Source organism: Mesorhizobium sp. AR02 (assembly GCF_024746835.1).
Classification (GTDB): domain Bacteria; phylum Pseudomonadota; class Alphaproteobacteria; order Rhizobiales; family Rhizobiaceae; genus Mesorhizobium.
Genome location: NZ_CP080531.1, coordinates 3,642,404 through 3,665,199, shown reverse-complemented (window position 1 = coordinate 3,665,199; position 22,796 = coordinate 3,642,404). Strand labels below are relative to the sequence as shown.

Here is a 22,796-nt window from a genome sequence, read left to right as displayed (position 1 = left end):
TTTTCCCGTTAAAACCCTGAAGGATCGATTTTAAGGAAAGGTTGCGTAGGGGGTACCGGCGATATGGGCAACCGGCAAACAATTGCCGGCATGATTAAGGATCGGTATTCGCGGGTCGCAGCTATCCTGCTACCAGCGTACGAAAAACCGCCCGCCGAGCGCGCCAAGCAAGGCAAGAACCGCGATCGCGATCGTGTACCAGGTGGCGACGAAAAGCGGCGAATCGTCGAAACAGTGCGCGGCATAGAAGGTCGCGGCCAGCCCGCCAGCGAGCAGGCCCGCGACCGCGCCGGCAAGCACCGGCCTTGTCGGCGCACCATAGCGCAGCATCCATAGGAAGATGGCGAGCGGGCCGATGCCGATCAGCGGGATGAAGCCCATGCAGATCATCATGTTGGAGCCGACCATGCGCGTGCCCCACAACGCCTCCGGCACCATGAAGAGCTCCAGAACCACCGCCACGGCCACCAGCAGCGGCGCGGCCAGCATCCCCGCCATCGCCCGACCTGTCGAGGCACCCGGCGTCGACAAAGCGCGGATCAAGGCGAAGGCGCTGACGGCCAGCACGATGGTGAAAACGAACTTGGAGAGGAAGCGCATCGTGTGCGCGGCCACCATGAAGTCGGGGCGCGGGCCGATCGTCAGCAGGAAAACGACTGCCGCAATGATAATGGCCGCACCAGCCGCCAACCACCAGGCCGAGCGCAATGGCATCGCCTTGCTGCTTGCATCGGCGTCGAGCGCCCTGATGAGATCCTCGGTCCTCATGTCATTCCCGCCCGAATCGCCCCTGCCCAAATCGCTTGGCTATGGCGGCAAGTCCGCGATGCAACGACACACGCACCGCCGTCTCGCTGATGCCGAACTTCGCTGCCGTCTCGCCGATCGAGCGACCCTCCACCGATACGGCCGAGACCACGGAGCGCTGCGCCGGCGGCAGCCCGTCCAGGGCCCGGTTGATGTCGCGCTCGCTGACGGTTTCGGTTTCCGGCTCGGCGAAGGTCTCGGCGATATCGTCGACATCGATCTCGATGCGCCGTCCGCGCCGCCGGAACGCATCGATCAGCTTGAAGCGGGCGATGGCATAGATCCACGGCAGCACCGGCGCGTCCTGGCGCCAGGTGTGCCGTTTCACATGAATGGCCAGCAAGGTTTCCTGCACGACATCCTCGGGATCGACCCCGCCCTGCACGATCTTGCGCCGGACAAAGCCGCGCACCAGCGCGGCAATCCGGTGCAGAAAGTCGGCATAGGCCTTTTCGTCTCCGGCGATCGCGGCCCGCAACAGCCGGGAAAGCTCGGCTTCGTCCTTGCCGCTCACAAGAGTTCACTCCCCCGATTTTCGTGCCTCGGCACTGATTTGTTACGTGGCCGGCGAAATAATGTCCAAGCCAAACTACGGGCAAATCACAAAAGTTTGCGGGTCCTGAAGGCACAGCCGCACACCGGGTCACCTTACAGGCCTTGCGGACACATCTGGCGAGAAACCGTCGATCCAGGCCGCCATCACATGGAATTGTCCGCTTTGCGTTGACCTTCGCGCCTCAGCGACCGATTGAAGCAGCCAACAATGTTGACTATGCCTGTCAGGTATCGATAGGTGCAGCGTGCAAAGACCAACGACATCGAGGATAACGCCATGAAATTCACCCTTTCCGCCCTTGCTGGTGCCGCCGCACTTGCAATCAGCCTGGCCGCCGGCCCGGCGATGGCCGCAGATGCCGGCATCATCGTCTACAATGCCCAGCACGAAGGCCTGACCAAGGCCTGGGCTAAAGGCTTCACCAAGGAAACCGGCATCAAGGTCACCGTGCGCAATGGTGGCGACAGCGACTTCTCCAACCAGATCGTCGCCGAGGGCGCTGCCTCGCCGGCCGACGTGTTCCTGACCGAAAACTCGCCAGCCATGGCGCTGGTCGAGAATGCCGGCCTGTTCGCACCGGTCGATGCCGAGACGCTAGCGCAGGTTCCGAAGGACTATCAGCCGGCCAGCGGCAAATGGGTCGGCGTCGCCGCACGCAGCACCGTCTTTGCCTACAACAAGACCAAGCTCAAGGCCGACCAGTTGCCCAAGTCGATGCTTGATCTCGCCGATCCAAGCTGGAAGGGCCGCTGGGCCGCTTCACCGTCGGGTGCCGATTTCCAGGCCATCGTCAGCGCCTTTGTTCAGCTCAAGGGCGAGGCCGCCACGGCGGACTGGCTGAAGGGGATGAAAACGAATTTCACCGCGTACAAGGGCAACAGCACGGTGATGAAGGCGGTCAATGCCGGCGAGATCGAAGGCGGTGTGATCTACCACTATTACTACTTCGGCGATCAGGCCAAGACCGGCGAAAACAGCAAGAATGTCGGACTGCACTACTTCAAGAACCAGGATCCGGGCGCCTTCGTCTCAATTTCCGGCGGCGGCGTGCTGGCTTCGAGCAAGCATCCGAAGGAAGCCCAGGCCTTCCTGAAATGGGTGACCGGCAAGGGCGGCCAGGAGATCCTGAAGACCGGCGACTCCTTCGAATACGCCGTCGGAAAGGGTGCGGAGTCCAACCCGAAGCTGGTGCCGCTGGCCGATCTGCAGGCGCCGAAGGTCGACCCCACGACGCTGAACTCCAAGAAGGTCACCGATCTGATGACGGCAGCCGGCTTGCTTTAGTGGCCGTTCGTCCTGATAAGGCGTCAGACCGTGCTCCCGCGGGAATTTGCCTTCCGCGGGAGCGTTTTGTTTTCGAGATGGCATTCGCCGATGACGACACGCTGCGTTCCTGACCACCAACCGTGGTCCCTTGATTGCCGGCACCCCGCCGCAGGCGTGGGGCGTCTGAGCTGATGCAGCCCGCGGTCGATCTCGCGCGCTCCGGATTGCCACCGAGGATGCGCCGAAGGCCGCAGCGGCGGGCGGCACCTTGGCTTGTCACTGCCGCTGTTCTCGTCTCGCTGCTCGCCCTTGTGCCGCTTGCCTTCATCATCTGGATCGCGGTGCAGACCGGCTGGGAAACCGTTTCGGCGCTGGTCTTCCGGCCGCGCGTCGGCGAACTGCTGGTCAACACCACCCTGCTGGTGCTGTTGACCGTGCCGGTCGCCATCGTGCTGTCTGTCGCGCTGGCCTGGCTGACCGAGCGCAGCGACCTGCCCGGCGCCCGGCTGTGGGCCTGGCTATGCGTGGCGCCGCTCGCCATTCCCGCTTTCGTGCACTCCTATGCCTGGATCACCATCCTACCCGGGCTGCATGGCCTGTGGGCCGGCGTGCTGGTGTCCGTGATCGCTTATTTCCCCTTCCTCTATCTGCCCATATCGGCGGCGCTGCGCCGTCTCGATCCGGCCCTGGAGGACGCGGCTGCAGCCCTTGGCCTTGGGCCCTGGCGCGTCTTCTGGCGTGTCGCGGTACCGCAGCTCAGGCTCGCCATCTGCGGCGGCTCGCTGCTGGTCGGACTGCATCTGCTGGCCGAATACGGCCTCTACGTCTTCATCCGCTTCGACACCTTCACCACCGCGATCGTCGACCAGTTCCAGTCGACTTTCAACGGACCGGCCGCCAACATGCTGGCCGGCGTGCTGGTGACCTGCTGCTTCGTGCTTCTGGGCCTCGAAGTGCTGGTGCGCGGCGAGGAGCGTTATGCTCGTGTCGGCTCCGGCGCGGCGCGGTATCAGCAACGCACGAGCCTCGGCCGCGCCACCATCCCGAGCCTGGTCTTGCTTGTCGTCACCACGCTGCTGGCACTTGGCGTGCCGTTCATCACCATCGGCCGCTGGCTCGTCGCCGGCGGTGCCGATGTCTGGCGTCTCGACGAGATTGGCCTGGCGCTCGGCCAGACGCTGTTCCTGGCGCTTGCCGGGGCCTTGCTCGCCACTGTCGCCGCCATGCCGATGGCCTGGATCTCAATCCGCGCGCCGGGGCCGTTGCAGCGCCTGCTGGAGGGTTGCAACTACATCGTCGGCTCGCTACCGGGTGTCGTCATCGCGCTGGCGCTGGTCACCATCACCGTGCGCATTGCGCTTCCGCTCTATCAGACGCTGTTCACCATCCTGGTCGCCTATGCACTCATGTTCCTGCCGCGTGCCCTGGTCAGCCTGCGCGCCTCGATCGCCCAGGCGCCGGTCGAGCTCGAGCGCGCCGCGTCCAGCCTCGGCCGGCGTCCGCTCAACGCGCTGTGGTCGACGACCATTCGCCTGTCGGCGCCCGGTGCCGCGGCCGGCATGGCGCTGGTGGCACTCGGCATCATGAACGAACTGACCGCGACCCAGATGCTGGCGCCGAACGGCACCCGCACGCTGGCGATGGCGTTCTGGTCCTACAGCGGCGAGATCGACTACGCCTCGGCGGCACCTTACGCCTTCATCATGGTTGCAATGTCGCTGCCCCTGACCTGGCTGCTCTATGTCCAGTCGAAACGGATGGCCGGACGATGAGCTTTCTCGAAATCAGCGGCCTGCACAAGCATTACGGCCCGGTCGCCGCCCTGGCCGGCGTCGACCTCAATGTCGCCGGCGGCAGCCGGACCGCAATCGTCGGACCCTCCGGCTGCGGCAAGACCACCTTGCTGCGGCTGATCGCGGGCTTCGAGGCGCCGGACCAGGGCCGCATCGTGCTCGACGGCGAGGTGCTGGCCAATGGCGGCGCCGCCGTCCCGGCACATCGCCGCGGCATCGGCGTGGTGGCGCAGGACGGCGCCCTGTTCCCGCATCTGACCATATCGGACAATATCGGTTTCGGTCTGGGCCGGAATGAGGACAAGCGCGCCGAGCGCATCGTCGAACTCGCTTATATCGTCGGACTGGACAAAGCGATCCTCAAGCGCCGCCCCCACGAACTCTCTGGCGGCCAGCAACAGCGCGTGGCGCTCGCCCGCGCCATGGCGATGAAGCCAAGGCTGATGTTGCTCGACGAGCCGTTCTCGGCCCTCGACACTGGCCTGCGCGCCTCGATGCGCAAGGCGGTGGCAGAACTTCTGGAGGCGGCCGGCATCACCACCATCCTGGTGACGCACGACCAGGCCGAGGCGCTGTCCTTCGCTGCCCAAGTGGCGGTGATGCGCGACGGCATATTCTCGCAGGTCGGCACGCCGCGCGATCTCTACCTAAAGCCGAAGGACAGGATGATCGCCGAATTCCTCGGTGATGCCATCATCCTGCCGGCAAGCATCTCTGGCGGCTTCGCCAGCTCGCCGCTCGGCCGCATCGCCGTCGATACCAATGACAGCCGCGATGTCGTCCGCATCATGCTGCGGCCGGAGCAGATCGGGCTGAAACGCACGTCGCGCGAGGGCATGTCGGGCACCCCGGACATGCTGTTTGGCGAGGTGACGGAATCCGAATTCGCCGGCTCGACATGCACGGTCGCGGTGCGGCTTCTGAACAACGCCGATCCGCCGGACGCCGCTGCGATCGGCAACACGCCGCTGATCCTGCGCAAATCCGGCATGGACGCACCGGCGGTCGGCGAGATCGTGCGGCTCACCGTGTCGGGAAAGGCGCATGTGTTCGCCTGAAGGTCTGACGGTGCCACACCCGGGGCGCAGCAGAGAGATCACGCGATGATGCGTTTTGCGGATTCGGCCGAGTAGCTCGGCCACTGCTCAATGGGCTTGAAAGTCAGAGCGCCGGCTCGGGTACGGACGCCTTGAAGACATCGAGGCGGCTTCCTGTTTCCGACGAGAAGAAATGCATGTCCGCTGGCGAAAACTTCAGGCCGACCGGGCTGCCGGGTTCGGGGTGGATGGCCTCCGACGTCATCACCGAAAACGGCGCGCCGTCGAGATCGACATAGATGACCCGCCCCGCACCCAGTTCCTCGACCAGGTCGACGGTGGCGTCGAGCGCGCCGGCCGTGCCGGGCGCCACCAGGCGCACGGCTTCCGGCCGGATGCCCATTGCCACCTTCTTGCCGACCGGCAGGCCGGCGCGTGCCATCGCCAGGCGCCGGCTGCCGCCGAGCAGCGACAGCCCGTCGAGCTCGACCGTGCCTTCGAGCATGTTCATGGCCGGCGCGCCGACGAAGGTGGCGACGAAGCGGCTGGCCGGACGGCTGTAGACGTCCGCCGGCGTGCCGACCTGTTCGACGCGTCCGCCATTCATCACCACCAGCCGGTCGGCCAGGGTCATCGCTTCGACCTGGTCATGGGTGACGAAGACCGAGGTGGCGTTCAGCCGGCGATGCAGCTTGCGGATTTCCGAGCGCATCTGGACGCGCAGCTTGGCGTCGAGGTTGGACAGCGGCTCGTCAAAGAGAAAAACCTTGGGTTCGCGGATCATGGCGCGGCCCATGGCGACGCGCTGTCTCTGGCCGCCGGAAAGCGCCATCGGCTTGCGGTCGAGCAGATGCTCGAGCTCCAGCGTGCGCGCCACCGCCTGGATGCGCTGTGTGCGTTCAGCCAAAGGCACGCCGGCGACCTTGAGCGAATAACCGATGTTCTGCGCCACGCTCATATGCGGATAGAGCGCATAATTCTGGAACACCATGGCGCAGCCGCGCTCGCGCGGCTCCAGTTTGTTGACCACAGTGCCGTCGATCGAGATCTCACCGCCGGAGATCTCTTCCAGCCCGGCGATCATGCGCAGCAGCGTGGACTTGCCGCAGCCGGACGGTCCCAGGATGACGACAAATTCCCCCGAGGCGAAGTCGAGGTCGACGCCGTGCACGACCTGCGTCTTGGCGTAGTTCTTCTTGACGCCGCGAATGGTGATGGAGGCCATTTTTGTCTCCTATTATTTCTCGGTGGCGATCAGGCCACGCACGATCCAGCGTTGCATGAGCACCACGACGAACAGCGGCGGGAGCATGATGATAAGCGTGCCGGCCATGGCAATGTGCCATTCCGGAGTGCCGCCGACATTGGGAATGAGAAACTTAAGCTCGGTGACCGCCATCGCATGCGACTGGTCGGTGGTGATGAGAAGCGGCCAAAGATACTGATTCCAGGCCCACAGGAACATGATGGTGCCGAGCGCCGCCATGTTGTTGCGCGAGAGCGGAAGAAGAACATCGATGAAGAAGCGCAATGGCCCTGCACCGTCCATGCGCGCGGCCTCGGTCAGTTCATCCGGCACGGTGAGGAAGAACTGCCGGTACAGGAACGTGCCGGTGGCCGTGGCGACCAGCGGCAGGATCAGTCCAGGGTAGGAATTGAGCAGCCCGAGGTTGAGCGAGACCTGCACGCCCGACACCTTCTCGATCAGCCAGCTCAAGCCTGTCACGTCGAGGATGGCCTGATAGGGCGACAGCACGTTGGCGACGACCGCATAGGTCGGCACGATGCGAACTTCCAGTGGCAGCATCAGGGTGACGAAGATCAGCCAGAAGATGAACATCCGGCCGGGAAAACGGAAATAGACGATCGAGAAGGCGGTGAGCGCCGAAATGATCACTTTGCCCGCCGCCACGCCGCCGGCGACGATGAAGCTGTTGAGCAGCTTGGGGCCGAGATCGGCCGTCACCCACGCCGTCTTGATGTTGACCCAGAAGTCGCTGCCCGGCAGCAGCGACATCGGCACATCGTTGACATCCCGCAGGTTGTGCGACGCGGCGATGGCGACGATCAGGAACGGCGCGACGCAGAAGACAAAGCCGATGAAAAGGATCAGATGCGTGAAGAAATTGAGGAATGGGGTGCGCTCTACCATGTCATCGTCATCCTCACCCGTAGTGCACGCGCCGCTCGATGAAGCGGAACTGGAAGATGGTGAGCACGATGATGAGCAGCATCAGGATGATGCTCTGCGCGGCGGCACCCGAATAATCCAAACCTTTGAAGCCATCGGAATAGATCTTGTAGACCATCAGATTGGTCGCGTTCGCCGGGCCGCCTGATGTCATGATGTCGACGATGCCGAAGGAATCCTGGAAGCTTTCGGTGATGTTGATGACCAGCAGGAAGAAGATCGTCGGCGTGATCAGCGGGAACTGGATGTCCCAGAAGCGCCTGACGACACCGGAGCCGTCCATCGCCGCCGCCTCGATCAGCGAACGCGGGATGGCCTGGAACGCGGCCACGAAGAAGATGAAGTTGTAGCCGACATATTTCCACGAGAAGGCGACGATGATCGAAGCCATGGCGTCGGCGCCGTCGAGACCCGGATCCCAGATTCCCGGCCACATCCGGTTGACGGCGGAAAGGAATCCCGCTTCCGGCGCCAGGATGAAGCGAAACGCCAGCGCCAGCGCGGGTGCGGCGATGCCATAGGGCCAGATCAGCACGACGCGATAGAGACGCGAGCCGGTGAGCTGCCGGTCGGTCAGGGCGGCGAGCACCAGCGCAATGAACATTGCAAGACCGGTGCTGATCCCGGCAAAGACAAGGCTGGCGGTGATCGAGTTCCAGTAATCGGCGTTGGCCAGGATCGAGCGGAAATTGTCGAGCCCGACCCAGATGTTGCCGCCGCCCCAGGGCTGCTGCAGCGTCAGCGACCAGTACACCGCCTGGCCAGCCGGCCAGTAGAAGAACGTGAAGATCAGGAGGAGCTGCGGCACCGCGAAAAGGATGCCGATCGTCCAACTGCTGAAGGTGACGCGTTTTTCCATCGGTCCGCCGATGCCGCTGAACGGCAGTCACGTTTGCATTAAATACACGAAACAACTGCCCGTCGACTCGAAGCATGAGCCGACGGGCAGCCTGAAAATTTCAGCGATCAGGGCAGGGTCTTGCCCGGATAGGTCTGCTGGAAGCGGTCGAGGATGGCGTCGCCATTCTTGACCAGCGTGTCGAGGCCTTCCTGGACGCTGACCTTATTGGCGAAGATCGCCTGCATCTGCGTGCCGAACTCGGCGCGGATCTGGGTGAAGTTGCCCAGGCGCACACCACGGGTGATTTCAGTCGGCTCGGACGCGGTCAGGCTGGCAATGGCGGTTTCACGGCCCTTATAGGGCGCCTTGTCGTAGAAGCCGCTGGACTTCATGTAGTCGAAGCCCGACTTGGTCACCGGGATGTAGCCGGTGTTGGTCGACCAGAACAAAGCCGTCTTGGGATCGTGGATGAAGTTGAGGAACGCGGCAGCGCCCTTGTACTCCGCATCCGACTTGCCGGAGAGAACCCACAGCGAGGCACCGCCGACGAGCGAATTCTTGCGCTCGGTGCCGGCATAGACCGGCAGTTCGGCGACATCCCACTTCATGCCTTCCTTCTGCGTCTTGCCGACGGTGCCGTGGTCGCCGACCGAGGTCAGGATGACCTGGCAGGTGCCCGAGGCGAAAGCCTGGACCATATCCTGGCCGAGATCCTTGGACTTGATCTTGATCAGACCAGCGTCATACCACTTCTTCAGGTCGGTGACGTACTGGACGAATTTGGTCTTGTTGACTTCCAGACGCGCGTCAAGGCCATCATAGCCGTTGTTCTTGGTGGCGATCGGCTGATTGTGGATGGCCGAGAACTGCTCCATCAGCTGCCAGCTCTCGTTGGCCGAGATGTTGATGGCCATCGGGCATTCATAGCCGGCATCCTTCATCGCCTTGAGGTCGGCGCCGACATCTTCCCAGGTCTTCGGCGCTTCGGTCTTGCCGATCTTGGCGAAGGCATCCTTGTTCCAGTACATCAGCGCGGTCGAGGAATTGAACGGGAAGGACAGCATCTCGCCCTTCGACGTCGCGTAATAGCGCGCAATGCCGGGGAAATAGTCGGCGTAGTCGACCTTGTAGCCGTTTTCTTCCATCAGCTTGTCGGCGGGCTTGTAGGCGCCCGACAGCATCATGGTGGCGGTGCCGACATCATAGACCTGGACGACGGCAGGCTGCTTGCCGGCGCGGAAGGCCGCGATGGTGTTCTGCAGCGTGGCGTCGTAATTGCCCTGGCTGGTGCAGACGACTTCATAGTCCTTCTGCGAGGCGTTGAAGTTCTTGCACAGCGTGTCGACGACGCGGGCGAGGTCGCCCGAAAGGCCGAACCAGAAATCAAATTTTACCGGCTCTGCAAAGGCAGGCATCGCCAGCGCGGTGCTGAGCGCGCCAGCGGCAAGGGCAGCAAAGCCCCGCTTGATGATGGTCATGGTTTTCCCTCTTGAGTGGCTGGTGACAAGGGTCTTGCGCAAGTCCTTGCCCGCTCTCTTAGAGAAGGTATGTGACAGTTCTGTTGTGGGCCTCCGGCGTTTGCACAGCTGCTCGTTCCTCTCCTTCGGCGGCTTGGCATCAAACGGCACACCGGCGCCTGAGGTAGCTAGGGCGGCTGTCGAGGACGTAAAGACATGATCGGTCGCCATGCTTATCCGGCTAACGGAATGGTGAAATGCTGGTGCGGCGACTGACGCTTGCGCCGGGGAAGCACGCTCTGGTTGCAGGCGACTTTATCGATCCTTCAACAGCCAAGCAGTAATCAGTCGTATTTCGTTTTTATTTCCAATGGGCTTGGGGAAATAAGATGTTGACGGTCTACAATTGTATCGTGAACCAGCACGATCTGAGACTGGTCGCACTCGCCGCGCTGATCTGCGGAATTTCTTGTTTCTCTGCTGTCAGCCTGCTTCACCACATCAGCCGCTCGACAGACCGGAACCGGCTTGCCTGGCTGATGATCGCGGCCACCTCGACCGGCTTCGGCATCTGGGCAACGCATTTCATCGCCATGCTTGCGTTCACGCCGGGCATACCCAGTGCCTACGATCCGTGGCTCTCCGTGCTCTCGCTCGCCGCCTCGGTCGCGCTGACGGCGGCCGGCATGTGGATCGCCACCTTGCGGGACGAGTTCGAGTATCATCTCGTCGGCGGCGCCGTTCTGGGCGGTGGTATCGCGGCCATGCACTACATCGGCATGGCGGCATTCGAGGTCCAGGGCCGCATCGAATGGAACCTGTTGATGGTCGCCGTTTCCCTGCTGGCCGGCGTGACACTCGCGGCACTGGCGCTGCGTGTCGTTCTGCGCCGCCCCTCCCTGGTCGCCACATCCGTCGGCGCGGTGCTGCTGACGCTGGCTATCTGCACCTTGCATTTCATCGGCATGGGTGCCGTCTCGATCTTTCCCGATTCCGCGATCGTCATATCCGAATACACGATCGAGCCGACCTCGCAGGCTTTCGCGGCCGCGGCTGCCACGCTGGTGATCCTGGTGCTGTCGGCATCGGCGCTGTGGATCGATTTGCGCTTCCGTCGCCAGAAGCTCGAGGTCGACCGTATGCACGGCCTGGCCAATGCCGCCGTGGAGGGCCTGATCGTCTGCGACGGCAACCGCATCGTCAGCGCCAATGACAGCATGGGCAAGCTGACCGGCACGCTGGCCGCGACGCTGACCGGCATGGAGTTGGGCGAACTCTTCGACGAACGCACCGCAACCGACGCAGCCAGCCTGGAAGGCCAGCCGTGGGAGGCGGAGCTGCGGAACCGCGACGGAACGCGAATTCCTGTCGAGCTGATTGCCCGAAGCATCGACTATTGCGGCAAACCCCACAACGTCATCGCCGTCCGCGACATCCGCGAGCGCAAGAAGGCGGAGCAGGAGATCCTTCGCCTCGCCCATTTCGATCCGCTGACGGGACTTGCCAACCGCCGCTCCTTTTCCAGCCGTCTCGACACGGAAATCGCATCGATGAACCGGATCGCCAATGCCGACAAGGGCGTCAAAGGCCGGCATCTTGCGCTTCTGCTGTTCGACCTCGACCGCTTCAAGGAGGTGAACGACCTCTACGGGCACGGCGCCGGCGATGCGATGCTGCAGAAGGTGGCAAGCTGCGCAGCCGGCATTCTGCGCCACGGCCAGATGCTTGCGCGCCTCGGCGGCGACGAATTCGCCATCATCGCCCCCAACCTGCCCGACCCGCAGGCGGCGGGCCGCATCGCAGGCTCACTGCTCGCCGCCATGCGCGAGGAAAACCGGGCCGCGGTTGGCGGCGGCCTGGTCTCGGCCAGCATCGGCATCGCGATCTATCCGCTCGACGCCGACGACCAGACCAGCCTGATCAGCCATGCCGATACGGCACTCTACCGCGCCAAGACCGAAGGCCGGGACACCTATCGCTATTTCGAGGCGTCGATGGGCGCCGAGGCCCGCGACAAGCGCGTGATGGAGCACGAATTGCGCCAGGCCGTCGTGCGTGGCGAATTCTACCTCGTCTACCAGCCGCAGAAGGAGATCAGCAGCGGCAAGATGGTTGGCTTCGAAGCGCTGATTCGCTGGCGTCATCCCGAACGCGGCGACGTTTCCCCGGCAATATTCATCCCGGTTGCCGAAGACAGCGGCGCCATTGGGCAGATCGGCGACTGGGTGCTCGACGCGGCCTGCAAGGAAGCCGCTCGCTGGGAAAATCCGCTGACGGTCGCCGTCAACGTCTCCGCGGTCCAGCTTCACAATCCCAATTTCAGCCGCAAGGTCCACGAGACCTTGCTGAGGACAGGTCTGGCCCCGACAAGGCTGGAACTCGAGATCACCGAAACCGCACTGGTAAAGGACATGCCGCGTGCGCTGGCAACCTTGCGGCAGGTCAAGTCGCTGGGCGTGCGCGTGGCCATGGACGATTTTGGAACCGGCTATTCCTCGCTCTCCAACCTGCGCGCCTTCCCCTTCGACAAGATCAAGATCGACTCCTCCTTCATCAAGGCGGTCGACACCAACGGCCAGGTCGCGGCGATCGTGCGCGCCGTGCTGGGGCTGGGGCGCGGCCTTGGCCTGCCGGTTCTTGCCGAAGGCGTCGAGACGCTTGGCGAGCTGAAGTTCCTGGACGCGGAAGCCTGTGAGATCGGCCAGGGCTACTATCTCGGCAAGCCGGCGCCGATCGAGGCGTTCGACGACCTGACCGGCCATGGCAAGCGCACTCCGGTGCGCGCCGACCGCCAGGATGGCAGTCTCATATTGCTCAAGCCAAACGTGCGCTCGGCCTAGCCTACGATCCAAGCGCCGTATCGACCAGCCGCCTGGCGTCAGGGCTCGACCATTCGGCCGGACCGTTCATATGCGCGATCAGGCAGCCTTCGCCGTCGATCAGCATGGTGACGGGAAGGCCGAGCGCCAGGCCGCGCGCCTTGAGGTCGTTGAACAGCGCCACCGTCGAATCCCGGTAGTAGCCGAGCGCCTCGACGCCGATATCCCTGAGGAATTTCTTCGGCTTCACATCGTCGCCGGCATCGACATTGACGGCGACGACCTGAAAGGTGGCGCTGCCTTTCTCCTTCTGCAGCGCATCGAGCGCCGGCATTTCGGCGCGGCACGGCGCGCACCATGTCGCCCAGAGGTTGAGCAACACCGTCTTGCCGGCATGGTCGGCGATCGTCATCGGCTTGCCGTCCGGGCCATTGAAAGCAAGGCTCTTCATGGATTGCGGCGGGTCGGCGGGCAACAGGGCGGCGACTTCGCCAGTAGCAGCGGCGGCGACCTTCTTGGCGCGGTCGCTCTTGGCGGCGCAGGCGACGTCGTCCTTGCTGCCGCCGACGGCCACTTGCGCCGCTGCATTGTTGCCAGACCGGCTCTCGCTGACATATACCGCGACCGCGCCGGCCAGCGCTCCCGCCACCAGGGCGGCGAGGATCAGGCGCGGGGCCGGGAAAAATCTGTTTCCGTCTGCCATGTTCTCAAAACTGCTCCGAAGCACGGGTTTTATAGCGATGAGCGACAAGAAGACCAGCAACCAGATGTGGGGCGGACGATTTGCCTCGGGTCCGGCCGCGATCATGGAAGCGATCAACGCATCGATCTCGTTCGACCGCAAACTCTACGCGCAGGACATCCGCGGCTCGATCGCCCATAGCGAGATGCTGGCGCAAACGGGCATTATTTCGGCGGCCGATCAAGAAAAAATCGCCCACGGCCTGAACACGATCCTGAAAGAGATCGAGGCCGGCAGCTTCGAGTTTTCGACCAAGCTTGAAGACATCCACATGAATGTCGAATCCCGCCTCGCCGAGCTGATCGGCCCGGCCGCCGGCCGCCTGCACACCGCGCGTTCGCGTAACGATCAGGTGGCGGTGGATCTGAGGCTCTGGGTCAAGGACGAGTGCTTCCGCGTCGCCGAAGCGCTGAAGGGCCTGATCACGGCGCTGCTGGAGCGGGCCGAGGAGCACTCGGCGACGGCGATGCCGGGCTTTACCCATATGCAGGCGGCGCAGCCGGTGACTTTCGGCCATCACTGCATGGCCTATGTCGAGATGTTTTCGCGCGACCTGTCGCGCGTGCGCGACGCCATCGAACGCATGGACGAGAGCCCGCTGGGTGCGGCGGCCCTTGCCGGCACCAGCTTCCCGATCGACCGCCATAGAACCGCCAAGGCGCTCGGCTTCCGCGAGCCGATGCGCAATTCGCTGGACAGCGTTTCCGACCGCGATTTCGCTTTGGAATTCCTTAGCATGGCCGCGATCTGCGCCACGCATCTGTCGCGGCTGGCGGAAGAAATCATCATCTGGTCGACGCCGCAGTTCGGCTTCATCAGGCTGTCGGATAGTTTCTCCACCGGCTCCTCGATCATGCCGCAGAAGAAGAACCCCGACGCCGCCGAACTGGTGCGCGGCAAGACGGGCCGCGTCAACGGCCATCTGGTCGGCTTGCTGACGGTGATGAAGGGCATGCCTTTGACCTATGGCAAGGACATGCAGGAAGACAAGGAATCGGTGTTCGACGCCGCCGAGACGCTCGACCTGATGCTGGCGGCGATGACCGGCATGGTCTCTGACATGACGGTGAACGCCGCCGCGATGAAGAAGGCCGCCGGCTCCGGCCACGCGACCGCGACCGACCTTGCCGACTGGCTGGTGCGCACGCTCGGCCTGCCGTTCCGCGAGGCGCATCATGTTACCGGTCGCGCGGTGGCGCTGGCCGAGGAGAAGAAGGTGGGCCTGGAGAAGCTTTCGCTGGAGGACCTGCAGTCGATCAACCCCGGCATCACCTCGGATATTTTCTCGGTGCTGGCGGTGCAGAACTCGGTCAAGAGCCGCACCAGTTTCGGCGGCACCGCGCCGTCGGAAGTGAGGAAGCAGATTCGCTATTGGAAAAAGCGGCTGGCGAAAGCTTGAGCCAGGGGTGCAATACGCCGAGAACTCGGCTAAAAGCGGCGGCTGACAAAACGTTTCGGACGGATGGATCGATGACCGGAAGCAGGATTTTGGTGACGCTGACGCTGCTGGCGGCGATGGCCGCCGTGACCGCCTGCGGCCGCAAGGCCGGTCTCGACACGCCCTATGAAGCCGCCGAACAGGCCCGCAAGGATGCCGAGAAGGCCAAGCAGCCGCTGCCGCCGGAGCCGGAAAAACCGGTCAAGGACAAGAAGTTCTTCCTCGACCCGCTGATCTAGAACCGATCAGACCGGGTTTGGTCTTCTAAACCCGATCTCTTCGTGCTCCAACTTTCCGGAACCACTCTCGTGAACCATTTCGACTACCGCGACGGCGTGCTCCATGCCGAGGACGTGGCAATCCCCGATATCGCCGCACAGGTCGGCACGCCGTTCTACTGCTACTCCACCGCCACCTTGACCAGGCACTACCGGGTGTTCGCCCAGGCCTTCGCCGGGCTGGACGCGCTGGTCTGCTACGCCATGAAGGCCAATTCCAACCAGGCGTTGCTGCGGACCCTGGCCAAGCTCGGCGCCGGCGCCGACGTAGTCTCGGAAGGCGAGTTGCGCCGCGCGCTGGCCGCGGGCATCCCGCCCGGCAAGATCCTGTTCTCGGGCGTCGGCAAGACTGCGCGCGAAATGGACTTTGCGCTCGAAGCCGGCATCCTTTGCTTCAACGTCGAGTCCGAGCCGGAGCTTGAGCTGCTTTCGGCCCGCGCCACGGCCCTCGGCAAGATGGCGGCGATCTCGCTGCGCATCAATCCCGATGTCGACGCCAAGACCCACAAGAAGATCTCCACCGGCAAGGCCGAGAACAAGTTCGGCATAGCCTGGCAGCGGGCGCGGCAGGTCTATGCCAGGGCGGCAACGCTTCCGGGCATCAAGGTCACCGGCATCGACACCCATATCGGCAGCCAGATCACCGAGTTGCAGCCCTTCGACGACGCCTTCGCCTTGCTGGTCGATCTGGTCGGCGCGCTGCGGGCGGATGGCCATGCCATCGATCATGTCGATCTCGGCGGCGGGCTGGGCATTCCCTATCGCGTCGACAACAACCCACCACCCCTGCCCGACGCCTATGCCCAGGTCGTCAGGAAGCATGTCACCAAGCTCGGGCTGAAGGTGATGTTCGAGCCGGGCCGGCTGATCGTAGGCAATGCCGGCATCCTGGTCTCGGAAGTGATTTTCGTGAAGGAAGGCGACGCCAAGAATTTTCTGGTCGTCGACGCCGCCATGAACGATCTGATCCGGCCGACGCTCTACGATGCCTTCCACGACATCAAGCCGGTCGTGCAGCCGCCGGCCGACACGCCACGCATGATGGTCGACGTGGTCGGCCAGGTCTGCGAGACCGGCGATTATCTCGGCCTCGACCGCGATCTGCCCAGGCTGAAGGCCGGCGATCTCGTCGCCGTTTCCACGGCCGGCGCCTATGGCGCCGTGCAGGCAGGCACCTACAACACCCGCCTGCTGGTGCCTGAGGTGCTGGTCGACGGCGACCGTTTCCACGTCGTGCGCCCGCGCCTGACCTATGACGATCTGATCGGGCTGGATTCAGTGCCCGACTGGCTGGCATAGAAGCCGTCTCGCCGGCGGCGCTACAGCCGGTTCTGGATAAGCACTCTGGTGTCGGCGATCCTGTCTTCGTCGCGGCGGTAGAACGTCCATTGCTTGATGCGCTTGGACCGCAGCAGGCCGGCCTGGGTGAGCACGCGCATATGTTCGGAGAGCGTCGCCTGCGTGATGCCGAGTTTCTCGGCGATCAGCAGCGCGCAAACGCCGTCCTCGACCAGATCGCCGTCCGCCTGGGTCGGGAAATGCGCGCGCGGATCCTTCAGCCAGTCGAGGATCTGCAGCCTGCGTTCGTTGGCGATCGCCTTGAAGACATCAACCTCTTGCATTTAGCCATTTTGCCAAGTTACTAATTGCTGTCAATCCCAAGGAGATCGCCATGCCGCAGGGCAACACCGTCACACGCGAACGCATTGCCGCGATGGAACCGCGCATCCGTCCCTACATCCGGCACACACCGGTGCTGCGCGTCGACATGGCCGACTTCGACCGGCCGCCGCTGGCGGTCGACTTGAAGCTCGAATGCCTGCAGCATTCCGGCTCGTTCAAGGCGCGCGGCGCCTTCACCAATCTGCTCGAACGGCCAGTCCCCGCGGCCGGCGTCGTCGCCGCCTCGGGCGGCAACCATGGCGCCGCCGTCGCCTACGCCGCCATGCGGCTCGGCCACAAGGCCACCATCTTCGTTCCCGAAGTGAGCCCACAAGCCAAGCTGGACCGCATTCGCGGCTATGGCGCCGACCTGGTCGTCGGCGGCGCCCGCTATGCCGAGGCGCTGGCCGCCAGTGAGCGTTTCGCCGAGGAGACCGGCGCCTTGCAGATCCACGCCTTCAACCAGGAGGAGACGCTGGTCGGCCAGGGCACGCTCGGGCTCGAGATCGAGCGCGACTTGCCTGAGATCGACACGCTGCTGGTCGCCGTCGGCGGTGGCGGCCTGATCGGCGGCATCGCCGCCTGGTATGCCGGCCGCATCCGTATCATCGCCATCGAGCCCGAGGGCGCACCGACGCTTCATCGCGCCTTCGAGGCCGGCCATCCCGTCGACGCGCCGGCCGAAGGCATCGCCGCCGATTCGCTGGCGCCAAAGCGCGTCGGCGAAATGATGTTCCCGATCGCCGAAGCCTTCGTCGAACGCTCCCTCCTGGTCAGCGACGACGACATCATCGCCGCGCAGAAGGCGCTGTGGAACCGTGTGCGCATCATCTCCGAGCCGGGTGGTGCGGCGGCCTTCGCCGCGATCCTGTCCGGCCGCTATGCGCCGGCACCCGGCGAACGCGTCGCCGTGCTGGTCTGTGGCGCCAACGCAAACCCCGCCAATTTCTGATTGCAACCATAGCGGCGGGCTTCACGTTTTTTGAAAGCGCCTCGCCTTTGCCGTGTTTGCTGGTATTCTTCGAGTCGTGAGGATCGGGCTATCCCGCCTGATTCCAGGAAGGGCCGATGACGCAACGACCCACCCCTAGCGATCGCGGTCTCGCCGGGCGCCTTGCGCTCAGCCGGCTGGCGACGCGGGTCTCGATGATGGTCGAGCGCGGCTGGCCGTTGCTGCTGCCGCTGATTATTGTCGCCAGCCTGTTCCTGAGCATCTCCTGGTTCGGCGTTTTCTCCCGGCTGCCGGATGTTGCGCGCATCGGTCTTGTCACCACATTCGGCCTGGCAGGGCTGGCGGCGCTCTATCCGCTGCGTTTCTTCCGCTTGCCCGGTGCCACCGAGGTCGATCGCCGCATCGAGGCCGCCAACGAACTGCTGCACAGCCCCGTGCTGGTGCAGGCCGACCGGCCAAGCGGCCGGGAAAGCAGCTTCTCGCAGGCACTGTGGCGCGAGCACCAGAAGCGCATGGCCGCCAAGCTCGACAGAATCGGCGCCGACCTGCCGCGCACGCGTGTGCCGGAGCGCGACCCCTGGGGGCTGCGCGCCGTGGCGGCGCTCCTGCTCGTCACCGCCTTTGCCTTTTCCTTCGGGCCGACCGGCGGCAGGATTGCCGACGGCTTCAGCGCCCACGGCGCGCACGACGCCGTGCCGCCGCGCATCGACGCCTGGGTGACGCCGCCAGCCTACACCGGCAAGCCGCCGATCTTCCTGACCGCGGACGCCAACCAGGCGACGCCAACGTTTCATGTGCCTGAAGGCAGCGATGTCTCCTTGCGCGTCACCGGAGGCTCGGGCGAGGAAACGCTTGCCTATGCCGACAAGGACGACAATGCGCGTGTCATCGACCCGGCCGGACCGCAGGCAAGCACTACCAAGCCTGCCGCAAGCCCGGCGGCGCCGGCCCCCACATCCCCCTCGAAGGTACGCCAGTTCACCGGCAAGCTGACCGGCGATGGTACGCTGACGCTGAAATCGGGTGAGGATCAGCTTGGCCGCTGGGCCTTCGCCGTGATCCCGGACAAGCCACCGCAGATCCGCTTTGTCGGCGAGCCCAAGCGTGCCGCCAACGGCGCCTTCGAACTCAATTACCAGATCGACGACGATTATGGCGCCGCCACCGCCAAAGCGGTCTTCGCGCTGGCCGACCCGCAGGCACCGGATGCGCATCCGCTCTATGGTCCGCCCGAGATGCCGCTGGCACTGCCGCGCCGTGGCGGCAAGTCTAATGCCGCCAAGACCACCAAGGACCTGACCGAGCATGTCTGGGCCGGCAGCAGCATCAAGCTGACACTGGTCGCCACCGATGACGCCGGCCACACCGCATCGAGCGAGACCAAGACGCTTGTGATGCCCGAGCGGCCGTTCGCCAACCCGCTGGCACGGGCGGTGATCGAGCAGCGCCGCCTGCTGGCGCTCGACGTCAAAGCCAAGCCGCGCGTGCTCGACCTGATCGATGCCATCACGCTGCGGCCGGAAGACACGTTCGACAACATGTCCCACTATCTCGCCATCATGAGCGCGCGCAGCCGGCTGAAGCTGGCCGGGAACGACGATCAGCTGCGCAGCGAGGTCGCCTATCTCTGGGAAATCGCGCTCGGCATCGAGGAGGGCAACCTCTCGGCGGCAGAAAAGCGGCTGCGCCAGGCGCAGCAGGCGCTGCAGGACGCCATCAAGAACGGCGCCAGCGACCAGGAAATCGAAAAGGCGATGAAGGAACTGCGCGAGGCGATGAACCAGTTCCTGCAGGAATTCGCCGAACGCGCCAAGCAGAACCCGAACGCGCCGCAGATGCAGCAGAACGGCCAGGAACTGCGCCAGAGCGACATCGACCGCATGATGGATCAGATCGAGAATCTGGCGAAGTCGGGTGATCGCGACAAGGCGCAGCAATTGCTGTCGCAGCTGCAGGACATGATGAACAATCTCCAGGCCGGCCGTCAGCAGCAGGGCGGCGAGCAGGACAGCCAGATGCGCCAGCAAATGGACAAGCTCGGCGAGATCCTGCGGCGCCAGCAGGAGATGATGAACGACACCTTCCGCATGGACCAGATGCAGCGCGGCGAGCGCCAGCGCGGACAGAACCGCGACGAGCAGCTCGGCCAAGGCGGTGGCCAGGACCGGGACAAGCCGGGCGTTGGCGAGGACCGCGATCCGCTGGCGAGGCCGAAGCCAATGACGCCGCAGGAATTCGCCGATGCGCTGAAGCAGCTGCAGGAAGGCCAGGGCCAGCTGAAGAGCGATCTCGATAAGCTGAAGAAGAGCCTTGAAGGCATGGGCATGGAGCCCAATGAAGGATTTGGCGAGGCCGGAAAATCCATGGGCAGCGCCGAGCAGGCGCTCGGCGAAGGCCAGGGCGACGAGGCCGTCGGCCACCAGGGCCGGGCGCTCGAGGCGCTGCGCAAGGGTGCCAAGGACATGATGAAGCAGATGCAGGCCATGCAAGGCGACCAGGGCGGCAGCCAGGAAGGCGGTCGCCAGCAGAATGCCGACCGCGACCCGCTCGGCCGGCCGCGCGCCAGCCAGGGTCCGGATTTCGGCGATTCGGTGAAAGTCCCCGACGAGATCGACGTCCAGCGCGCCCGCCAGATCCTGGAAGCGATCCGCAAGCGGCTCGGCAACGCGCTCAGCCCCGACATCGAGCGCAGCTATCTGGAACGGCTGCTGGAGCTGAAGTAGGAACCAACGCCCTCGGGACGACTGCAACCCTTAGAACGCGCGCTTTGCGATAGGAGGTCCGATGCGCAAGGACCACTATGTGGCCCAAACCTATCTCAAGCACTTCGTTCACCCAGGAGGTATGTTGCACGCCTACCGTAAGTCGGACTTGAAAGATTTTCCCTGTCATCCTGGCGACATATGCCGGGAGATGGGTGGTGACATCGTTCCCGATTTCCTTTCCAAGCCCGAGGCCCTTGGCGAGTACCGGAAGACTTTCGAACCGTACTGGAAGCCTTCGGTAGAGGCCTTGGCGAACGGCCATGCGCCGGCAGACGTCAAATTCGCCGTTTCGGGCTATATGGCAAATCTTATGGTCACCACACCTGCCGCCACGCGGCTATTTGTGGAGGGTAACAACCGGAACGTCATCGAGACAGTCCGAGCATACCAGGTATTGAATGCACGCCGAGGAAAGGCCGACCCAAAGTTACAGAGAGCTATTGAGGAGGTAGACAAAGGACGCATAGCGGTCGAAACCTATCCAAACTTCATCCGCGCGATGATGGCACGCCAACTCACAGAGCATGCTTGGCGCATCTATAACGCCGAGTGGATTGTAGTGAAGAATTCCACCCGTCTGGAATTCGTCACGTGCGACAATCCGGCTGCGTTCCACGATCCTGGTCCTTTTCGGGGCGGAAAACCTATCCTGCCCCGCTATCTGCCGCTAACGCCTTCGCTTTGCCTTCATGTCGTCATGGACGTCTCAATGCGGCTCGACGAGGCTGATTTTTCCAGAGAGCCCCAGGGGTCTGTTCGGTTCGCCGCGATCGAGCCTAGAGGAGTTGAACGGATCAACGAGGCCGTCGTGCAATGCGCGGAAGATCTGATTATCTCGTCCGGAAAACGGAACGACATCGAGGCCCTGGTGGCAAAGTTCGCTAGCCATCGCGTGACGCACGAATTTATCTCGATCCCTCGCCCCGATGGCTTCCTTCAAGCAATGCTGATGCGAGTCACCGCGCCCGAGTAGCACGGTGTTGGAGCCAATCGGCGCCCCCAGTCTGCGACGAGGATCAATCGACCGCACGACATTCGATTGTCGGAGGGCCTTGCACTTCATGAACCGCTGCCGACAGCCCTGTGTCGCAAGCACGGAACGAGATGCTAATTTCCATGAGGATATGCTTAATCCAGCTACCGGTTGACGAACGCCTCGCGGATCGCCTCCTGCATGCCGTCGATCGCCTCACCTGATGCATTCGGGTTGCGATGCATCACCACATTAGAGGAATCGATGTCGCCAAACCCGTCGGCGGACGTCAGTTCCCGGCAGCCATCTGGAATGTTGCTGCGCGAGATCGGCGCGATCGCCAGTCCTGAGGTGACGGCAAGCTTCAGGCCGCCGGTGGTGTCGCTGGTATAGGCGACACGATAGGCAAGACCGCGTTGTTCCAGCGATTTGATGGCAAAGTCCTTGCACCAGCCGGCCCGGTTGTAGAGCGCGATCGGCACCGGCCGTTCCTCATGCATGTGGTGCAGGTTCGACGTCACCCAGACGGTAGGATCGTGCATCAGCACTTCGCCCCCGGCCGGATCCTGCCATTCGAACACCACGCACAGATCAAGTTCGCCAGCGGCGAGCGCCGACAGCTGTGCTCCCGAATGCGCGTAGCGCACGGTGACCTCGACCTTGGTGTGGCGCTTTGAAAACGCGCCGAGCGCGCGCGACAGGATGGCGTGGCCATATTCCTCCGGAATGCCGATGCGCACCGGTCCGCCGAGCGGCGCCGCCGCCATCGACGCCGCCGTCTCGTCGAGCAGCGAAACGATGCGGCGGGCATTGACGATGAGTTCGCCGCCGCGCCGTGTCAGCGCGACGCCGCGCGAGCCGCGCTCGAACAGGCTGTCGCCGACCAGCTCTTCGAGCTTCTTCATCTGCATCGACACGGCCGACTGGGTGCGGCCGGCCTGCTCGGCCGCCCGCGTGAAATTGCCGGCCTCGGCAATGGCCACAAAGGTGCGCAGGAGATCGCTGTCGAGGGTTGGTCGCATGGAATCCGCCATAAGAAAATCTGATCACAGCTATCATTCCAATTCGTTTGCAACATGTCAAACGCCGTGACGATAGTTGTGACACCCATTGGATATGCGGCTGCGAAATCGGCCGCGGACCAATAAAGAGTCCTCACTCGTGCCCGCTGCCCGAAACGGTGGCGGGTTCTTTTTGATCCGGACGCGCTTCGGGTCAT

19 protein-coding genes are annotated in these 22,796 nt (G+C 63.8%); 10 read left to right on the top strand and 9 right to left on the bottom strand.

The window, feature by feature from the left end:
* Positions 1–129 precede the first annotated feature (129 nt).
* The gene (locus tag DBIPINDM_RS21920) at positions 130–768 is read right to left on the bottom strand and encodes an NrsF family protein (protein ID WP_258589153.1); all 639 of its coding nucleotides are present in this window, start codon (positions 766–768) and stop codon (positions 130–132) included.
* A gap of 1 nt (position 769) precedes the next feature.
* Positions 770–1,321 carry a sigma-70 family RNA polymerase sigma factor gene (locus DBIPINDM_RS21915; RefSeq protein WP_019861390.1) on the bottom strand — a complete coding sequence of 184 codons (552 nt, stop codon included), beginning with the start codon at positions 1,319–1,321 and terminating at the stop codon, positions 770–772.
* Between the two features lie 318 nt (positions 1,322–1,639).
* On the opposite strand from DBIPINDM_RS21915, the gene DBIPINDM_RS21910 reads away from it, so the two are divergent.
* The 3 genes from DBIPINDM_RS21910 to DBIPINDM_RS21900 all read left to right on the top strand — a co-directional run bounded on the left by DBIPINDM_RS21910 (position 1,640) and on the right by DBIPINDM_RS21900 (position 5,480).
* On the top strand, positions 1,640–2,647 hold the full coding sequence (locus DBIPINDM_RS21910) for an iron ABC transporter substrate-binding protein (RefSeq protein WP_258589152.1): 1,008 nt from the start codon (positions 1,640–1,642) through the stop codon (positions 2,645–2,647).
* 173 nt (positions 2,648–2,820) lie between these two features.
* The gene (locus tag DBIPINDM_RS21905) at positions 2,821–4,401 is read left to right on the top strand and encodes an ABC transporter permease (protein ID WP_416361772.1); all 1,581 of its coding nucleotides are present in this window, start codon (positions 2,821–2,823) and stop codon (positions 4,399–4,401) included.
* Positions 4,398–5,480, top strand: a complete 1,083-nt coding sequence (locus DBIPINDM_RS21900) for an ABC transporter ATP-binding protein (protein WP_258589150.1) — start codon at positions 4,398–4,400, stop codon at positions 5,478–5,480. The genes DBIPINDM_RS21905 and DBIPINDM_RS21900 overlap by 4 nt, the downstream gene beginning before the upstream one ends.
* Before the next feature lie 103 nt (positions 5,481–5,583).
* Here DBIPINDM_RS21900 and DBIPINDM_RS21895 read toward each other — a convergent pair whose 3' ends face one another.
* The 4 genes from DBIPINDM_RS21895 to DBIPINDM_RS21880 form a co-directional block, all read right to left on the bottom strand.
* Complete coding sequence (locus DBIPINDM_RS21895) at positions 5,584–6,684, bottom strand: sn-glycerol-3-phosphate import ATP-binding protein UgpC (RefSeq protein ID WP_258589149.1); 1,101 nt, start codon at positions 6,682–6,684, stop codon at positions 5,584–5,586.
* A 12-nt stretch (positions 6,685–6,696) separates the two neighbouring features.
* Positions 6,697–7,611, bottom strand: a complete 915-nt coding sequence (locus tag DBIPINDM_RS21890; RefSeq protein WP_258589148.1) for an ABC transporter permease subunit — start codon at positions 7,609–7,611, stop codon at positions 6,697–6,699.
* 13 nt (positions 7,612–7,624) lie between these two features.
* On the bottom strand, positions 7,625–8,509 hold the full coding sequence (locus DBIPINDM_RS21885) for a carbohydrate ABC transporter permease (protein ID WP_258589147.1): 885 nt from the start codon (positions 8,507–8,509) through the stop codon (positions 7,625–7,627).
* Between the two features lie 107 nt (positions 8,510–8,616).
* Positions 8,617–9,969, bottom strand: a complete 1,353-nt coding sequence (locus tag DBIPINDM_RS21880) for an extracellular solute-binding protein (protein ID WP_258589146.1) — start codon at positions 9,967–9,969, stop codon at positions 8,617–8,619.
* Between the two features lie 368 nt (positions 9,970–10,337).
* On the opposite strand from DBIPINDM_RS21880, the gene DBIPINDM_RS21875 reads away from it, so the two are divergent.
* Complete coding sequence (locus DBIPINDM_RS21875; protein ID WP_258589145.1) at positions 10,338–12,788, top strand: EAL domain-containing protein; 2,451 nt, start codon at positions 10,338–10,340, stop codon at positions 12,786–12,788.
* A gap of 1 nt (position 12,789) precedes the next feature.
* On the opposite strand, the gene tlpA is transcribed toward DBIPINDM_RS21875, so the two are convergent.
* Positions 12,790–13,470: a thiol:disulfide interchange protein TlpA gene (gene tlpA, locus DBIPINDM_RS21870; RefSeq protein WP_258589144.1), complete on the bottom strand. Its 681-nt coding sequence runs from the start codon at positions 13,468–13,470 to the stop codon at positions 12,790–12,792.
* Between the two features lie 37 nt (positions 13,471–13,507).
* Here tlpA and argH point away from each other — a divergent pair, with 37 nt between their 5' ends.
* From argH to lysA, 3 genes are all read left to right on the top strand, one after another.
* Entirely contained in the window at positions 13,508–14,908 is a 1,401-nt protein-coding gene (gene argH / locus DBIPINDM_RS21865) for an argininosuccinate lyase (protein WP_258589143.1), read from the top strand.
* Positions 14,909–14,979: 71 nt separating this feature from the next.
* A complete protein-coding gene (locus DBIPINDM_RS21860) occupies positions 14,980–15,186 on the top strand; it encodes a hypothetical protein (RefSeq protein WP_027054069.1) in 207 nt (68 codons plus the stop codon).
* Between the two features lie 69 nt (positions 15,187–15,255).
* The gene (lysA, locus tag DBIPINDM_RS21855) at positions 15,256–16,524 is read left to right on the top strand and encodes a diaminopimelate decarboxylase (protein WP_258589142.1); all 1,269 of its coding nucleotides are present in this window, start codon (positions 15,256–15,258) and stop codon (positions 16,522–16,524) included.
* A 20-nt stretch (positions 16,525–16,544) separates the two neighbouring features.
* Here the strand turns inward: lysA and DBIPINDM_RS21850 are convergent, their stop codons facing one another.
* Positions 16,545–16,847: an ArsR/SmtB family transcription factor gene (locus tag DBIPINDM_RS21850; RefSeq protein ID WP_258589141.1), complete on the bottom strand. Its 303-nt coding sequence runs from the start codon at positions 16,845–16,847 to the stop codon at positions 16,545–16,547.
* 50 nt (positions 16,848–16,897) lie between these two features.
* Between DBIPINDM_RS21850 and DBIPINDM_RS21845 the strand changes: the two genes are divergently transcribed.
* From DBIPINDM_RS21845 to DBIPINDM_RS21835, 3 genes are all read left to right on the top strand, one after another.
* Positions 16,898–17,839 (top strand): threonine/serine dehydratase, encoded by a 942-nt coding sequence (locus DBIPINDM_RS21845; protein ID WP_258589140.1) that lies wholly within the window; start codon positions 16,898–16,900, stop codon positions 17,837–17,839.
* Positions 17,840–17,955: 116 nt separating this feature from the next.
* Complete coding sequence (locus DBIPINDM_RS21840; RefSeq protein ID WP_258589139.1) at positions 17,956–20,562, top strand: TIGR02302 family protein; 2,607 nt, start codon at positions 17,956–17,958, stop codon at positions 20,560–20,562.
* 61 nt (positions 20,563–20,623) lie between these two features.
* Positions 20,624–21,577 carry a DUF4238 domain-containing protein gene (locus tag DBIPINDM_RS21835; protein ID WP_258589138.1) on the top strand — a complete coding sequence of 318 codons (954 nt, stop codon included), beginning with the start codon at positions 20,624–20,626 and terminating at the stop codon, positions 21,575–21,577.
* A 164-nt stretch (positions 21,578–21,741) separates the two neighbouring features.
* On the opposite strand, the gene DBIPINDM_RS21830 is transcribed toward DBIPINDM_RS21835, so the two are convergent.
* A complete protein-coding gene (locus DBIPINDM_RS21830; protein WP_258589137.1) occupies positions 21,742–22,599 on the bottom strand; it encodes a LysR family transcriptional regulator in 858 nt (285 codons plus the stop codon).
* Positions 22,600–22,796 lie beyond the last annotated feature (197 nt).

What these genes read in the sequence shown, in the direction of transcription:
- DBIPINDM_RS21920 (WP_258589153.1), bottom strand. Translation starts at nt 768, where the DNA reads ATGAGGACCGAGGATCTCATCAGGGCGCTCGACGCCGATGCAAGCAGC.
- DBIPINDM_RS21910 (WP_258589152.1), top strand. Translation starts at nt 1,640, where the DNA reads ATGAAATTCACCCTTTCCGCCCTTGCTGGTGCCGCCGCACTTGCAATC.
- DBIPINDM_RS21905 (WP_416361772.1), top strand. Translation starts at nt 2,821, where the DNA reads ATGCAGCCCGCGGTCGATCTCGCGCGCTCCGGATTGCCACCGAGGATG.
- DBIPINDM_RS21900 (WP_258589150.1), top strand. Translation starts at nt 4,398, where the DNA reads ATGAGCTTTCTCGAAATCAGCGGCCTGCACAAGCATTACGGCCCGGTC.
- DBIPINDM_RS21895 (WP_258589149.1), bottom strand. Translation starts at nt 6,684, where the DNA reads ATGGCCTCCATCACCATTCGCGGCGTCAAGAAGAACTACGCCAAGACG.
- DBIPINDM_RS21890 (WP_258589148.1), bottom strand. Translation starts at nt 7,611, where the DNA reads ATGGTAGAGCGCACCCCATTCCTCAATTTCTTCACGCATCTGATCCTT.
- DBIPINDM_RS21885 (WP_258589147.1), bottom strand. Translation starts at nt 8,509, where the DNA reads ATGGAAAAACGCGTCACCTTCAGCAGTTGGACGATCGGCATCCTTTTC.
- DBIPINDM_RS21880 (WP_258589146.1), bottom strand. Translation starts at nt 9,969, where the DNA reads ATGACCATCATCAAGCGGGGCTTTGCTGCCCTTGCCGCTGGCGCGCTC.
- DBIPINDM_RS21875 (WP_258589145.1), top strand. Translation starts at nt 10,338, where the DNA reads ATGTTGACGGTCTACAATTGTATCGTGAACCAGCACGATCTGAGACTG.
- tlpA (WP_258589144.1), bottom strand. Translation starts at nt 13,470, where the DNA reads ATGGCAGACGGAAACAGATTTTTCCCGGCCCCGCGCCTGATCCTCGCC.
- argH (WP_258589143.1), top strand. Translation starts at nt 13,508, where the DNA reads ATGAGCGACAAGAAGACCAGCAACCAGATGTGGGGCGGACGATTTGCC.
- DBIPINDM_RS21860 (WP_027054069.1), top strand. Translation starts at nt 14,980, where the DNA reads ATGACCGGAAGCAGGATTTTGGTGACGCTGACGCTGCTGGCGGCGATG.
- DBIPINDM_RS21850 (WP_258589141.1), bottom strand. Translation starts at nt 16,847, where the DNA reads ATGCAAGAGGTTGATGTCTTCAAGGCGATCGCCAACGAACGCAGGCTG.
- DBIPINDM_RS21845 (WP_258589140.1), top strand. Translation starts at nt 16,898, where the DNA reads ATGCCGCAGGGCAACACCGTCACACGCGAACGCATTGCCGCGATGGAA.
- DBIPINDM_RS21840 (WP_258589139.1), top strand. Translation starts at nt 17,956, where the DNA reads ATGACGCAACGACCCACCCCTAGCGATCGCGGTCTCGCCGGGCGCCTT.
- DBIPINDM_RS21835 (WP_258589138.1), top strand. Translation starts at nt 20,624, where the DNA reads ATGCGCAAGGACCACTATGTGGCCCAAACCTATCTCAAGCACTTCGTT.
- DBIPINDM_RS21830 (WP_258589137.1), bottom strand. Translation starts at nt 22,599, where the DNA reads ATGCGACCAACCCTCGACAGCGATCTCCTGCGCACCTTTGTGGCCATT.